Annotated in this window: 15 protein-coding genes; 3 read left to right on the top strand and 12 right to left on the bottom strand. The window is 46.4% G+C overall.

Translation table 11 applies throughout. From position 1 onward, the window contains the following. Nucleotides 1–60: 60 nt before the first annotated feature. Genes eboE through FHS57_RS24670 form a run of 5 tightly spaced genes read right to left on the bottom strand, consistent with a single transcriptional unit; the run spans nt 61 to nt 5,214 of the window. Nucleotides 61–1,257 carry a metabolite traffic protein EboE gene (gene eboE, locus FHS57_RS24650; protein WP_183978358.1) on the bottom strand — a complete coding sequence of 399 codons (1,197 nt, stop codon included), beginning with the start codon at nt 1,255–1,257 and terminating at the stop codon, nt 61–63. A 15-nt stretch (nt 1,258–1,272) separates the two neighbouring features. Next, complete coding sequence (locus tag FHS57_RS24655) at nt 1,273–2,439, bottom strand: 3-dehydroquinate synthase (RefSeq protein ID WP_183978359.1); 1,167 nt, start codon at nt 2,437–2,439, stop codon at nt 1,273–1,275. A gap of 13 nt (nt 2,440–2,452) precedes the next feature. After that, nucleotides 2,453–3,400: a UbiA-like protein EboC gene (eboC, locus tag FHS57_RS24660; RefSeq protein ID WP_221225724.1), complete on the bottom strand. Its 948-nt coding sequence runs from the start codon at nt 3,398–3,400 to the stop codon at nt 2,453–2,455. Further along, complete coding sequence (locus FHS57_RS24665) at nt 3,330–4,352, bottom strand: TatD family hydrolase (protein ID WP_183978361.1); 1,023 nt, start codon at nt 4,350–4,352, stop codon at nt 3,330–3,332. The genes eboC and FHS57_RS24665 overlap by 71 nt, the downstream gene beginning before the upstream one ends. Next, entirely contained in the window at nt 4,336–5,214 is an 879-nt protein-coding gene (locus FHS57_RS24670; protein ID WP_183978363.1) for an EboA domain-containing protein, read from the bottom strand. Before FHS57_RS24670 ends, FHS57_RS24665 begins: the two co-directional genes overlap by 17 nt. Before the next feature lie 229 nt (nt 5,215–5,443). Here FHS57_RS24670 and moaC point away from each other — a divergent pair, with 229 nt between their 5' ends. Next, nucleotides 5,444–5,914: a cyclic pyranopterin monophosphate synthase MoaC gene (moaC, locus tag FHS57_RS24675; RefSeq protein ID WP_183978365.1), complete on the top strand. Its 471-nt coding sequence runs from the start codon at nt 5,444–5,446 to the stop codon at nt 5,912–5,914. A 41-nt stretch (nt 5,915–5,955) separates the two neighbouring features. Then, nucleotides 5,956–6,192 carry a DUF433 domain-containing protein gene (locus FHS57_RS24680; RefSeq protein ID WP_183978367.1) on the top strand — a complete coding sequence of 79 codons (237 nt, stop codon included), beginning with the start codon at nt 5,956–5,958 and terminating at the stop codon, nt 6,190–6,192. A gap of 73 nt (nt 6,193–6,265) precedes the next feature. Here the strand turns inward: FHS57_RS24680 and FHS57_RS24685 are convergent, their stop codons facing one another. The 7 genes from FHS57_RS24685 to FHS57_RS24715 form a co-directional block, all read right to left on the bottom strand. Next, nucleotides 6,266–7,465, bottom strand: coding sequence for a redoxin domain-containing protein (locus FHS57_RS24685; protein WP_183978370.1), 1,200 nt, complete (start codon nt 7,463–7,465; stop codon nt 6,266–6,268). Between the two features lie 85 nt (nt 7,466–7,550). Continuing rightward, a complete protein-coding gene (locus FHS57_RS24690; protein WP_183978372.1) occupies nt 7,551–8,576 on the bottom strand; it encodes a hypothetical protein in 1,026 nt (341 codons plus the stop codon). A gap of 55 nt (nt 8,577–8,631) precedes the next feature. Beyond that, the gene (locus FHS57_RS24695; protein ID WP_183978373.1) at nt 8,632–9,534 is read right to left on the bottom strand and encodes a HEAT repeat domain-containing protein; all 903 of its coding nucleotides are present in this window, start codon (nt 9,532–9,534) and stop codon (nt 8,632–8,634) included. 347 nt (nt 9,535–9,881) lie between these two features. Next, on the bottom strand, nt 9,882–10,400 hold the full coding sequence (locus tag FHS57_RS24700) for an RNA polymerase sigma factor (protein ID WP_183978374.1): 519 nt from the start codon (nt 10,398–10,400) through the stop codon (nt 9,882–9,884). A 159-nt stretch (nt 10,401–10,559) separates the two neighbouring features. After that, nucleotides 10,560–11,507: an N-acetylornithine carbamoyltransferase gene (locus FHS57_RS24705; protein ID WP_183978376.1), complete on the bottom strand. Its 948-nt coding sequence runs from the start codon at nt 11,505–11,507 to the stop codon at nt 10,560–10,562. A 349-nt stretch (nt 11,508–11,856) separates the two neighbouring features. Continuing rightward, the gene (locus tag FHS57_RS24710) at nt 11,857–12,438 is read right to left on the bottom strand and encodes a glutathione peroxidase (RefSeq protein WP_183978378.1); all 582 of its coding nucleotides are present in this window, start codon (nt 12,436–12,438) and stop codon (nt 11,857–11,859) included. A gap of 107 nt (nt 12,439–12,545) precedes the next feature. Then, nucleotides 12,546–13,448, bottom strand: coding sequence for a hypothetical protein (locus FHS57_RS24715; protein WP_183978380.1), 903 nt, complete (start codon nt 13,446–13,448; stop codon nt 12,546–12,548). Nucleotides 13,449–13,562: 114 nt separating this feature from the next. Between FHS57_RS24715 and FHS57_RS24720 the strand changes: the two genes are divergently transcribed. Then, the gene (locus FHS57_RS24720) at nt 13,563–14,834 is read left to right on the top strand and encodes a M16 family metallopeptidase (protein ID WP_183978382.1); all 1,272 of its coding nucleotides are present in this window, start codon (nt 13,563–13,565) and stop codon (nt 14,832–14,834) included. Nucleotides 14,835–14,863 lie beyond the last annotated feature (29 nt).

The following is a 14,863-nucleotide window of genomic DNA, read 5'->3' on the forward strand; positions in this document are numbered from 1 at the left end:
AGTCAGAATGTCAAATAAAAAACCTTCTGATTCGACATTCTGCACTTTGCACTCGACATTTCAAACAAGTTGTTCTTGTACCCATTGCATTTCTCGGACGATAGACTCGCCGATGGGTTTTTGCATATCGGTAGGCAACACGCCCCAGGTATAAGTTTCGACTTCAAGGTGTTGGGTAAATGGCGTAGCCTTATGTACATTGAGCGTCTTCACAATTTCAGCCTGTGTTGAGTCAAGTAAGCCGTACGAATCAATAAACAGCGGCACGTGGAAATGAATCCGCCATTCGTTGTGGGTACTTGCGTCGGCTTGGAGGGCTTCGGCCAAATCAGGGAATTTCTGGAACGTGCCTTCTTCGGTTTTGGCTACGACTTGGTGCAAATATACGGGTTCGTCGAAGCTTCGAATGGCGTCTAATTTTTCGGCACGTTGGTTGTTCAATGTCATTTTTACGGCCGAACTAATCTGAATTTTTCCGACTCGGATTCCTACCTCTTTGAGTTGGTCAACAATGACTTGTGGCTCTTCGTAACTGACCGCAAAGTGGCAAACATCGTAGCAAAGTTGTACGTGCGTTAACAAGGTTTCTTGGGCAGCTTCGGGCGCAAGACCGTATTTTTCGACCAAGAAAGCAGTGCCTTTTGGTAAAAAATACTCACTGTACCACTCGATAAACTCCTGTCCATTTTCCAAAATCCCGTCGGGCTCAGGCTCAATGTCAAGGTGCATCAGTTTGCCTGTCGATTTCCACAATTCCATCAGCGTTTCGACCACCTGCAAAATATTTTCGGTCGCCGTTTTGATGGCTTGTTGTTTATCTTCTTCGGTTTCCCACCAATAGCGGTACGAAAGCGGAGAAGTAGAAATTCCGCCTTCCATTCCTTCGGGGAGTAACTGGGCCAAAATCCCAAACAAACGCTGCGTATAAGCCGTGCGGTCGTCGGTGGTCCAGTCGGGCGTGTGCACATCGTCTTTCACGCGGGTCGCATGAAACCCGCCGTACGGGAAGCCGTTCATGGTAAAAACGTAGATATTATTGGCGCTCAACCATGCCTTAAATTCAGCCAATTTTTCGGGCTCAGCCAACTCGACAGACGCGTCGTTGGCAAGGCGAAGTCCCAACGCAAAAGGAGCATTGGGTGAAAGCTGCGATTGGATGTACGGCAGGTTGTCGCGCAGGGTTTTAAAATGATCCTCCCATCGTTCGCCAGGGTGAATATTGCTACAATAAGTGAGGTGTCCGTAGGGAGTTTTCATGGGTATAAACGTTTTTTAACCGACCATCAAATTCGCATAATGCCCTTCCAAATAATCCACTGACTCAGCAATGAGGTTGGCGTCCATTTCGTGGACTTCAACGCCCTTTCCTATGCGGTCGAGGAGCATGATGGTCAGGCGGCCGCCCAAGTGTTCTCTAAATTCTTGCAGGCCGTTGCGAAGGTTGATTTTATCGTTTTCGGCGAGTTTGGGGTGGTAAAGGTCAAAACCTAATTTTTGGATAACCGTTAGAATACGCTGCAATTCGGCGTCGGTGAGCTTCCCTACTTTGACCGAATATACGCAGTCGAGGGCAATGCCAATGGCGACCGCTTCGCCGTGGCGCACTTGAAAATCAGTGAGGTATTCGAGTTTGTGAGCCGCCCAGTGGCCAAAATCCAGAGGCCGTGATGAGCCAAACTCAAAGGGGTCGCCGCTGCGAATGTGTTCAACGTGCATTTCGGCGCAACGATGAATCAAGTAAGCCATCACCTCTTCGTTGCGCTGGGCAAGGGCTTCGGCGTTGACTTCAATCCACTCAAAAAATGATTGGTCTTTGATGAGCGCAACTTTGATGGCCTCTGCAATGCCCCCCCGCCAGTCGCGGTCGTCGAGGGTTTGAAGAAATGTCAAGTCGTTAAATACCGCTACGGGCGGAGCAAACGTCCCCAAAAAGTTTTTCTTTCCACGGTAGTTGATGCCATTTTTTACCCCTACGCCCGAATCATTTTGAGACAATACCGTCGTCGGAATCCGAATGTGTTTCACGCCACGGTGCGATACAGCAGCGGCGTATCCGACTAAATCTAAAATGGCTCCTCCACCGATGCCAATGACAAACGAATGACGGTCAATGCCGTAATTATCAATGGCTTCTACTAGTTCGTCGAACAAGGCGGGGTCGTTTTTGGCCGCTTCTCCGCCAGGTAAAACAACGAGTTGAGGCACAAGTTTCACTAGGTCTTCAAGGGATGAAAAATAATGGTTAATCTCTTCTTGAAGTTGTGGATGATGGGCTAGAAAACCTCCATCAATGGCTATCAATACTTTACGTTGAAAGCCAGCTTGGCTAAACGAGCCAAAGAACGAACGCAACGTATCGTTGGCAACGTCGAATAGCCGTTTGGTGAAAAAAATAGAATAGGTATAAGGTACCTGAAACGTTTGTTGTAAGATTTGCATAAGTTTAAACTCGCTAAGTCACCGCAAAAATACGGGCCAATCGTATGGATAACGGAAGTAGTAGCAGAACACCAAGGGCTAGAGGCCAGTTCCCAAATACTACGCACCAAGACGCATCCATCACAATAAGCGATAAAACGCCAGATTTTACCGCTTTACCGATGTTTGGACCAATAGGATTTTGTATGGCTATCCATAACGGACGCCCTACCAACCACGCATGAAGAGCAATGAGAAGGAATGCCAATGGCGCATTTCCTTGTTGAAGTGCCACCAGAAATTGCACCGCATGGACAGTAGTATATAAGGAGGCGGCGATGTACAACGAGCGCCGTTTCCCTCCGTGAACTTCGTCCTGACTAATGAGTGTAATGGCTCCGATGTAGGCAATAGGCACCAACGCCACCCAGCCCCATTCCGACAAAGAAGGCTCAACGGCACTCATACCGAGGAGCAAATTTCCTCCCCGACAAAGCCCCATGGTGAGTGGCCCCCAAAAGGCACTATGTTTGGCAAAACGGTCGTAAACGACGGCCAAAATAGCCACTGTAAAGGCAATTTCGGCGCTTAAAATGCTAAACTGCGCAGCGGCCAACACGCCTAAAAGTAGTAAGCTAACCCCCAAAATGGCGGCAGCTTGTACTGATACTTTACCGCTTGGGATGGGTCGTTCGGGGCGCTCGATGGCGTCGAGTTGGGCGTCAAAGACATCGTTCATCACCACGCCGCCGCCGTACAAACCTATCGTGGCTGGAATGAGCCAATAGGCGCTGTTGGGAGCGGGTTCAAAAACGAACTGGGCAATGGTCATCCCTGCCAAAATATCGGCGATTGCTGTCACAATGTTGGCAGGACGAGCGAGTTGAAAATAGGGTTTGAGGCTACTCACGTTACTTGATGATAAGCGTATTTGTTTTTTTTGCGCCAGGTTCTTGGCCGCCGCGCAAAATGGTATTGCCATTAAATTTCTGGCTTTGGTCAACGGTCAGGCCATTTTCAAAATCACTGACGTCGATTTGACCACTTTTGGCAAAGGCGTCGATGGCATTTTGGTACGTAACCAACCGAATAGCTTCGTCCGAAATGCCGTTGAGTTTCATCAAAACGGCCGTTTTTGGAATCGCTAACGGGTCAGAAATCCCCCAATCGGCGGCGGAGTTGACCATGATGCGTTCGGGGCCGTATTGCTCCACGATTTTTACCATGCGTTCGTTGCTCATTTTGGTGAAAGGGTAAATCGTAAACGCCGCCCAAAAACCTTGGTCGAGTACACTTTTTACCGTCTCTTCGTTGTTGTGGTCCACAATCACCCACGACGGGTCGATGCCGTGCTCCAATGCGATGGCCATGCTGCGCTCGGTGCCGCGCTTTTTGTCGCGGTGCGGGGTGTGAATTTGGACGGGCAACTGCGCCTTTTTTGCCAACTCCAACTGCATACGGTAGTATTTTTCCTCGACAGCGGTTTGGTCGTCAAACCCAATTTCTCCCACGCCTACTACCCCTTCTTTGTACAGGTATAGCGGCAATATTTCCATCACCTGCTCGGCCAAAGGCTCGTTGTTGGCTTCGCGGGAGTTGAGGCCAATCGTGCAGTAATGTTTAATGCCAAACTGAGACGAACGAAAGCGCTCCCAGCCGACTAAGCTGCTAAAATAGTCTTTGAAGGTGGAAAGTCCTGTGCGCGGCTGCCCTACCCAAAACGCGGGCTCAATCAGCGCCACGATGCCTGCGTCGCGCATGGCCTCGTAGTCGTCGGTGGTGCGGGATACCATGTGGATGTGCGGGTCAAAAAAGCGCATTCCCCGAATCAGGTCGCGGTGCGATTCCCAACTCAAGTCAGTGTGGGCGACTACCTCCTCTGACTCTTCAAAATGAGAGGGGTTTTGTTCAAGTTCTTTATGGTTTTGACACATAGGTATTCAGGTCGGAAAATTCAAGATTAGTCCACGTAATGTGGTGATTGTTAACAACTTTTTCTAAATGTGGATAACTCGCCAATAATTGCAAAGCGGGCTCATAGTTAGAATGAAAACAAGCCAAGGCGGCGGCTTGTTGGTCGTATTCAACGTCTGACTGAAACAAATGTTTCATATCTTCCAACAACGTTTCGTTCAAAAACTTGGAAGTCAGTCGCCATACTTGAGGCGCTACCCACCGTCCTGCGGCCCAGCGTTCGTGTGCGAAATCAGAAAGCGTGAGTACGAGTTTTTCGTTGCTACGCTCTTCCAACCCATAAATCAGGTGGAGCGGTTTGTCGTTGAAAATTCCCTTCAAAACCAATTGATTCCACGCCAATTCGGAAAAATGATGGTACGGATAGGGGTTACCCAAAGCAATGGCTTCATAAACCACGCCCATGTTGGAACGAACGGCATCGGTCGCCCTAAACAGCCATTGTTCGGGGTAGGCCAGAAGAGGCAACGCCGAATAAAGCGCCACCAACTCGTTCATTTCGGCCGTATCAAAGAGGGTTTCGATGTGGCGGCAATACGCTTCTTGGTTGGAAGCATCCAAGCAACTCAACAACCACACGCGGCTGAGGCGTACAAAACTCCAGCCTTCTACCGAGAAACCTTCAATGAGGTTGTCAAGCTCAGCGGCTTGTTCGGGACTGGGTTGAACGAATCGTTTGGACAAAAACCGCGGGGCGGCCACAAAAGCGGTCATCAATTCGAGCGGGTGAGCGACGCCCTGTTTTTCGAGCCATTCCGACTCGGCAGTGGTGAGGTGGGTGGTTAAAATCTCCCACAACAAGCTCTTTATTGGTTCATACATAGCATTCAGTCGTTCTTTGTTCAAAGACCCATGACAAAGGTACAATGGTAGTCAATGAGCGCAGACAATACAATGATAAAAATTAGGAAATCGACGTGTTTAGACTTTCTTAGATAACCACATAGGGAACCTAGAAGTTTTCACAATAGGAATCATAAAAAACTAAGTGGTTTATGTGGTTAAAAAGAGAATCAAACCCTGTTACTTTGCATATAAAAACAAGAAGGGAATGTCTCTTACTCATTTGAATGCCGACGGAAATCCCAGCATGGTTGATGTGTCGGAAAAAGCAGTCACGAAACGCGTCGCCAAAGCGCGGACTATTGTGGTATTGGGCGATGAAATCATGGATTTGCTCCAAAACGACGAAATTAATACCAAAAAAGGCCCCGTTTTTCAGACCGCGATTATTGCAGGAGTGATGGCGGCCAAGCGCACGGGCGAGCTAATTCCGCTTTGCCATCCGTTGGGGCTCGAAAACTGTCAAGTAGAAATATCGGTCAACGAAGCCCGCGAGGTCGTGATTGAATGTACCGCCAGCGTGACGGGGAAAACTGGCATTGAAATGGAAGCGTTGACTGGAGCAAGCGTAGCTGCGCTGACTATTTATGACATGTGTAAAGCCATGAGCCAGCACATTATCATCAAAGAAACCCGCCTTATTGCCAAAACAGGAGGCAAAAGAGATTTTATTTTGTAGCGAAAAAAAAGTATTTTTGGTTAGGAAAAACATCCATTATCATGACTTTGGAAGAAGCTATTGTGTCAGACCCTGAAATTTTGGGAGGAACACCTGTATTTAGGGGAACGCGAGTCCCCGTCAAAAACTTGTTTGATTATTTGCATCATGGAGATTCGTATCACGCCTTTTTGTCTGACTTTGATTATATCTCAGAAGAACAAATACAGGCAGTGCTAGATTTTGCTAAACGTAATTTTACTTCTCATGATACGTCTGCCCTTGCGAGTGCTGCTTGATGAAAACCTGCCGTTTATTGATTTATAAAAAAATGGGCTGGTCGATAAGGCCAGCCCATTGAAGTTTGTGAGGCTATTGGTCTTTGATGACCAGCACTTTTATTTTTCGCTCGGCCTCAACTAGCTGCAATCCTATTTTCCTTAATTCTTGATGAATCTGTTTGGGATTTTCATTGTACCAAGGAATGTCCAAATCGTACAAGCTTCCCAGACCTGTTTCGTCGATAACGGGTTTATTAATCTGACTTTCCAAAAAATCGGCAAGGGTCGCCACGCCCGACGCTTTCATGGATAATCCTTTTCCACTGTAACTTGAGGAGGGCTGAGTTCCTGCTTTCGATTCAATGAGATTAGCACCAGTATCTTTGATTTTCTGAAGAACTTTAACTGGACGAACCCTTTCCTCAATAGACGCTTGATACCCAAAATAGATTTCCAATTGTTGCTTCATTAGCTCAAACCGTTTGTCGCCAAGCTTTTCGGGTACGATTAAGTCAAAGCAGACAATGTTTTGCTTATTGTCCCACGAAAACTTTGAAGGGTCAGCTACTTCCAGCGCTGTTCGGATGCCTGGCGGAAACTGGTGAGCGATTTCAAACAATGTTTTGGCAGAAACGTTGACCGCCACAATTCGGCGACCTTCATAGGGGCTTCCCCCGAGTGAATTCGAGAAGGAGGGAAAACCTTCTTTGAAAGGCGTCATGGTGAGCTGATACGTAAAGTCGCCATTGCCAGAAAGTGGCAAAGAAGGGTCAAAATCAATGACATCTTTTTTCTCCCTTACACTCACTGCGTTGCCAGCAAGAATGTTCTTAATCAATTCTTCTGATACTTCGGAAGAGGTCGTGATGGCTCGTACAATCCCCGACTTATCAATGACTACCGTGTGAGGAATGGTGCGGTGGGGGAAAATTTTTGCCAACGCTCTTTTTTCATCAATCACAACGGGAAGGGTTGTTTTTCGTTTTTCCAAAAAACGTTTTATCCGCATTTCGGGGTCGTCCGTAATGGTAATGATCTGAAGGTCGTTGCGGAATTTGGCTTGAAGTTTTTCTAATTCTGGAAACGATTGAATGCAAGGCCCGCACCAAGTTGCCCAAAAATCAAGGATGATAAGTTTGCCACTGAAGTCGTTGAGGGTCGCTTTGGTTTTCTCAAAATTGACGATAGTTTCAAATGTCAGTTCAGGAGATTTTTTGCCCAGTAAAGATTCCGTTTGAGCAACTACATTCAACGAAACGGCCAGAAATACGAAGAGGACTAAATGCTTCACGCGTTTTTATGGTATTATTTTAACAAGGTGGGATGGCTGTTTTAGCATTGAGGCTGGCTTTTTCGGCCAGCCTCAATGCTAGGGCTTACTTTTTCTTTCTCAAATAAACATTGCCCTGCGTAGTGCGAAGCATGATTTTGGTTTGTGGCTCGTTTAGTACGTATTTTGGGAATGATTTGTCGCTGTCAAGCCACGCATAAGACAAGCCATTGGTTGAGATAATGCTATTCGCATTCCATTCATTGCCATCCCATACATAGACGCTACTTGGAGCAGGTGCGGAAGCACTCGCCGCTGAGCCAGAAAAAGTCCTAGACTGCCCCCAGCCCGAAGAAGATGCATATCCGTTTACAGTTACGGTACGGTCACGGTCAGCATCTCGCTGGGCAATGACAGCATCCAACGCGCGTTTTTCTTCTACCGAACCTTCGGTTTTGGTCGGTGTCGTGTAAGATTTCAAATCAAGGTCAGTAAACATATTGCCGTTGGCCGATGAAATACTGAATAAAACCTTGGCTTTATCAGGAACGGTTACGTCCACATCATTGCCATACGTGACAATCGACGAAGGTTTATCGGGCATTTTATCGTTAAAAATTACCTTGATTTTTCCTTGCTGCGAATTGGCCACAATAGGGCCCGATACGTCGGTGAGCGTAATAGCTTCGTAATTGGTGTTGATTTCGAGCGGGCCTTCCATGCCAGATATACTCATTCCGTTTTCGTTACAAGAGCACGAATGGCGTTTTTTGACCGTAATACCCAATTCTTTTGGCACCCGAATTTTGTACATCGTTTTACCTTTCATCACGGTGGTGATGGTAAGCGTGTTGCCATTGGCGTTGACTGATAGCCCAATGTTGGTATTGTCAACTCCTGTGGCCGACAAAGGGCGGAGTCCTTCGGCGTCTTTGGGTACAGAAGGAACATCTTTGGCTTCAATGATGACCTCATCGCCGTTGTAGCCTTCCATATCGAGTTGTTTGGCATCGATGTTCATGACGAGGCTTTTGCCTGGGCCGCTAAACTTGGTCTTGAATACTTTGGCGTCTTGCGCTACTACGGTGGTTGCAACGACGAAAAGGGCTATGAAAAAAGAGGCTGTTTTCATGGGATTGTACATAAATGTGTTAATGAAAAGAGTTGATAATGTGTTAATTGTCGGTTTACTCGGTAAGCATGGTAAGCTCATTCATGCTGCTTTTGGCTAGTGCCCTTACCGATTCATCCACGTTGGTGTCTTTTTGTAATTTATCAAAGACAGGCAAACTTTCACGAACCCTCATGCGCACTAAGGTTTCGATTAAGGTTGTTTGTTCGGTAGGCTCACTGGTTTGGGTAAGTTGACTTACCAGTACTTTTTTGACCTCGTCGGTAGGTTTAAACCGTTCCAATGTTTCGATGGTCGATAAGCGAACGTTCAGACTTTCGTCGTCCCGCAAGGTGTTGATAAGCGCTTGAATCACGGAGGGTTTGGGGTCGTTGAGCGCGGCGGCGTAGTTGATGCCTTTGAGGCGTTCAGAGGCCGAATGGTCTTTCAATAATCCCAAAATAACCAACTCCTGCGTCATTTTCATCTCTTTCCGAAGCGACGCAATTTCTTGCATCATGTTGGGATTCGATGATTTTGAGACGTTGGCCAACTCCATCGGGAGTTCGGTAGAAGTTTGAGGTTCTGCTTTTGTCTTTTGTGGAACCTCCGACGGCGTTTGTACGGCCACAGTGCGGTACTGAATTTCGACGGGGGCGGTTTGGCGACCTACCCAAAACGTAAGCCCTAGCCCTGCGACCGCTGCCGCATACCGTAAATAACTTTTCCACGGAGTGGGTTTAAAGGCAATTACTGTACGTTCGAGCATTTTTTCGCCTTGCAGGGCTTTGTAAAACGCATCGTCCATGTCTTTATCCGTATCGGCTTCGGTGCGTTGCAGTGCTTGCCAAACTGCTTGCAGCTCTTCCACTTCTTTTCGCAAAAGCGGGTCAACGGCCAAGCGTTGTTCAAATACAACCCGCTCGGCTTCGGATAAAAGCCCCAGCAAATAGTCGGTTATGATTTGTTCGTTTAGCATGTTGTTGCTTTGTGGAGTTGGATTCTCCGTCTGTGGAGTTGGATTCTCAAATCCAACTTTTGTTGTTTACTTTTATTTTACTCGTTGTCGGGGTTTTGAGAAACCCCATCTCAGGATTTGAGAATCCTGAGTCACGTGTGGAGCAGGATTCTCAAATCCTGCGTCTGTGCGTCTGTGGAGTTGGATTCTCAAATCCAACTTTTGTTGTTTACTTTTATTTTACTCGTTATCGGGGTTTTGAGAAACCCCATCTCAGGATTTGAGAATCCTGAGTCACGTGTGGAGCAGGATTCTCAAATCCTGCGTCTGTGCGTTTGTGGAGTTGGATTCTCAAATCCAACATTTGTTTATTGATTACTGACATTCATGTATAAGTCTCGGAGCTTTTGCATGGCTCGGAAGACCCGCACTTTTACGTTTGGTACTGATAACCCCAAACTTTGGCCGATTTCTTCGTAACTCATGTTTTGGAACCGACTCAGCAAAAGCACTTCGCGGTATTGGTCAGGCAACTGAGCCAGTGCACGGTGCAAAAACTGATGTTGTTCTTCGGTTTCGTCGTAGCTATCGCCGATGTCTGCAATTTCAGTAAGGTCTGTATGGGTTGGATTTTTTTTGAGGTAATCAAAGAACACATTGCGCGCAATTTCCAAAATCCAAGTCCTAAACGACGCACCTTCGCGGTAGGTATGCCGATAGCGTAGCATCCGTAAAAATACCTGTTGGGTAAGATCACGGGCGTTTTCGCGGTCGTTTTGGCGGTAGAGAAAGAAATTAAGGAGCGATTTTTTGTAGCGTTCGTACAAAATGGCCGCTTTGTCCAAATCTCCTTGACTCACCGCATACATAGCCTGTTCGTCGGTCATGCGCTGTTTGGGTTTTCATGAAGAGATTACTAGAGGAGGGGGCAAAGGTTACACGGGAACAAAAAAAATCTTCAAAACTTTTTTGCCAACAATAACAAAAGCCTTTCGATGAATCCATTTCACCAAAAGGCTTTTGTTGTAACTTATTGAAAGATAGTGTTATAGCGTTTCTAAAATCTGCTTCAATACCGCTTGGGCTGACCAGAGGCGGTTTCCCGCCTGTTCGACCACGATAGACTGTGGGCCGTCAATCACCTCGTCGGTTACTTTGACGTTGCGACGAACGGGCAAGCAGTGCATAAACTTGCCTTTGTTGGTCAAGTCCATTTTTTGTTGGGTAATCATCCACGACGGGTCTTTGGTGAGCACCTTGCCGTATTGCTCGTACGAGGACCAGTTTTTGGCGTAAATAAAATCGGCTCCCGCAAACGCCTCGTCTTGGTTATAGACCACTTTGGCGTTGTTCAAATAGTCGGGATTCAATTCGTAACCTTCGGGGTGAGTTACCACAAACTCCACGTCTCGGCGGGTCATCCATTCGCAAAACGAGTTGGCCACCGCTTGCGGAAGTGACTTAAAGTGAGGTGCCCACGTGAGCACTACTTTGGGGCGTGCCGTGGTTTTGTATTCTTCGATTGTAATGCAATCGGCCAAAGATTGAAGCGGGTGGCGCGTCGCCGACTCAAGGTTGACGATAGGGACTCCTGCGTATTTTTTGAACTGCGTCATTACTAACTCTGCATAGTCTTTCTCGCGGTCTTGCAGCCCTGCAAACGCCCGAACGGCCAAAATATCGCAATATTTGCCCATCACGGCCGCGGCTTCTTTCACGTGTTCGGCATTTCCACCGTCCATGATTACGCCCTCTTCCAATTCCAAGCCCCAGCTATCTTGCCCTACGGTCATCACCATGGTGTTCATCCCAAGGTTTTGAGCGGCGCGCTGCGTACTCAGGCGGGTGCGAAGACTTTGGTTAAAAAACAGCAAACCAATGGTCTTGTTTTCGCCGAGGTGTTTGTGGGCAAAAGGTGATTTTTTAAGTTGAAGCCCTTCATTTACAAGGGTATCAATGTTGGTTGCGTCGTGTACAGAAAGAAAGTGTTGCATTGTGAAAGAAATCGAATCGTCGATGCGGTGAGTTATAAAGAAACAAAATTTGAAAAATTGTTTTAATATCGCCCTCTTTTAAGATATATTTATAAAATAACGCTTTTTTGAAGTTAAATTGACTTTATTATTGCCATAAAAAGTATATTATAACATTTTTATCGGTGGGTGGGTTATTCACATCAGTGACGTGGGTTGTTCACATCGGTGACGTGGGTTACTATAACCCACGCCGAGGTTTCTCAAAACCTCGTTAACAAAAAACGGTTGAGCGCAGCCACCTAAGGTAAGCTGCACTCAACCGCTGTAAAAAAATCGTAATTCGTTTATTCGCCTTTCGACATTCCGATTAGATGCCTACGGCTTTTTTGAATTCTTCGTCGGTAGGTTTGATTTTTGAGGCAAAGAAATGCGTCAATTTTCCGTTTTCATCCACTACATACTTGCAGAAATTCCAAGTAGGAACTTTGTCATTCCAACCGTTGAGCGATTTATCCGAAAGCCACTTGTAAAGTGGATGTTGATTTTCGCCTACCACGTCGATTTTTGAGAACATTTGGAACGTTACGCCGTAGTTCTTTTGGCAAAAAGTAGCGATTTCATCGTTTGAACCCGCTTCTTGAGCGCCAAAATTGTTGGCAGGAAAGCCCAAAACCACTACTTTATCGCCGTATTGCTCGTGGAATTTTTGCCAGTCGGCATACTGAGGCGTATAACCACATTTAGAGGCGACATTGAGCAATACAATTTTCTTGCCTTTGTACTTGCTCAACGAAATTTCGTCAGCCCCAGTCAACACCTTCATTTTGTAGTCATAGACAGAAGCAACGGGTTTAACGTTGGCGGTGTTGGTTTGAATTTCTTTTTTGTTGGCAAAAATGCCCGAAAGAAGCGATAATAGCATGAGAAACAAAGATTTAATCGTTGCCATTTGTGAGTTTGAGTTAATGGTTGCTTTTTAAAAACGAACTTTTGGGCTAGATTGTTCGTAGAACGAAATTAAAATGGATACTTTTTGGGATTGTGCTTGATGAATTGTTAGAAGATACTCATCACTTCTTGGTAAGAAATTAAGAAAATGGCCAATACGGCGATGGCCAAACCTACTTTATTGAGCGGTTCGAGGGTTTCTTTGAACAAAAGCCACGCCATAAAAGCCGATGTTAGCATACTTAAAACGTTGTAAATTGGAAAAACAAAGGCCGCGCTGTTGCCAAAATCACTCAATGCTCCGAGTAAAAAATAAAAAGACAGAAAGTTGGGAAAGCCCAAAATCAACCCTCCGACGACGCTTTGCCACTGCACCTTTTCCCCAAAAAACAACACTCGAATCAGCAAGTAACCGTTCCCAATCAGAATAGCGCCCGTGCAGGCAATGGCCGTAAAGAGCGATGATTCGCTGGGCTGATAAAAAGTAGAGCTGGTATAATTGATAAGGGTATTGTTAGTGCCACTGGCAAAAAAGAGAATGACAGGTAAGAATAACACGGCCCCCGTTTTGACCGATTCGGCGTTGCCATTTTTTTTCAACGTACTCAAGGCCAACGCCACAAGCGCGAGCAGCAAACCAAGGTAGTTGAGAAAAGTAAAGTCTTTGTTGTTGTTGTTGAAGACAAATAACCCGAACAACACAGGAATCACCAACGACATGTTTCCTGCCAGCGAAGCCGCCGTGACGCCCACTTTGGTGGTGGTGATGCCAATAAGGGCAAAAACCACGACAAACATCGCCCCCAGTGCCAGCGTAAGTAGGGTTGGCGTAGAGCCCCAGTCGGTAGAAAAATACTGCTGACGGTTGGGCATGAGCATCAGCCCCATCAACACGCACGAATAATAATTGAAAAATACCGCGTGAAAAGGTTGAACTTTGTACTTGGGAAACGCCCGCATGATGAGATACAAAGACACCGTAAAGACAACAGCCAGTAGAAAGTTTAACATAATCGAATGGGGTTGAACAGGGAACAAATTGTGGCGCGCTGCGATTTACTTAAAAATACCTATCAAACCAAAACAGTCCGTAATTTTACAATCCTCATTTGAACTCCAACCAATATGCAATTAGATAGAACGATACCGCCCGCTTTCCGCACTATTCAGACAGTACAGTTTCCATCTCATCAGAGCGTTATGCTCGACAACGGTCAGCCGCTATTTGTGGCCAACGTGGGCGAGCAACCCGTTGTGAGAATAGAAGTGCTGTTTGAGGCAGGAACGTGGCACGAAGACGTCGATGGGGCGTCGTTTTTTGGAGTAAAAATGTTAACAGAAGGTACTCAAAAACGGACATCTGCCCAAATTAGCGAGCATTTTGACCAAATTGGGGCTTTTGTTGATTTGAGCCACACGCCCGACCGCGCCAATATCATGGTGTATGGCCTCACCAAACACCTCGGGGCAATTCTCGAAATGGTGTCGGAACTTATCCACGAGGCAACTTATCCCGAAAAGGAGTTCAATGATTTGCGCAATATCAGCCTTCAAAACCTGCGTATCAACCTCGAAAAGAATGCGTACGTAGCCACAACTACCTTCAAAGAACGCTTGTTTGGCGCGACGCACCCGTACGGAAAAAGCCAAAATGAAAAGTCGATAACAGCCCTTTCGGTAGCTGATTTACAAAATTTTTATACGAATCGCATCAAAGCGCGTCCTTTTCGCGTATTCCTTTCTGGACAGGTAGGTGACGCTGAGGTGGCTTTGGTCAACCAATATTTGGGGCAACATTTGGTGGTGCCTTCGCTCGAAGTGAATAAGTCGCTCGAAATCGTTTCGCAAACCGAACCGTTGTGGGTCGAGAAAGCAGACGCTGTACAGTCGTCGGTAAGGGTAGGGCGGATGTTGTTCAAACGTCAACACCCTGATTTTTACCGAATGATTGTAGCCAACGAAATTTTGGGAGGCTATTTTGGTTCGCGATTGATGCGTAACATTCGGGAAGAAAAAGGCTTTACCTACGGCATTTCGTCGAGTATCGTGCCGATGCGCCAAGCGGGTTATTGGGCGATTGGAACGGATGTCAAAAAAGAATTTGCCCAAGCGACCTTGGACGAAATCCAAAAAGAAATTCACCGATTGCAGACCGAGCTTGTCCCCGAAAATGAGCTTGAAACCGTCAAAAACTACTTAGCAGGAGAGTTTGCGGGGTCACTCAATACACCTTTTGAAATTGCTGATCGTGTGCGATTGATGGTACTGGAAGGACTAGATGTTGAATTTTATTCCAACTATATCCAACGATTGCGCGTCGTTACGGCAGAGGATATTCAAAAAATAGCAAATCAATACTGGCAATGGGAAGATTTGCAACAAGTAATTGTAGGATAAAAAATAGAGTTGATGCCAATCACTCTCAA

This window comes from Runella defluvii (genome assembly GCF_014195535.1).
Taxonomy (GTDB): Bacteria; Bacteroidota; Bacteroidia; order Cytophagales; family Spirosomataceae; genus Runella; species Runella defluvii.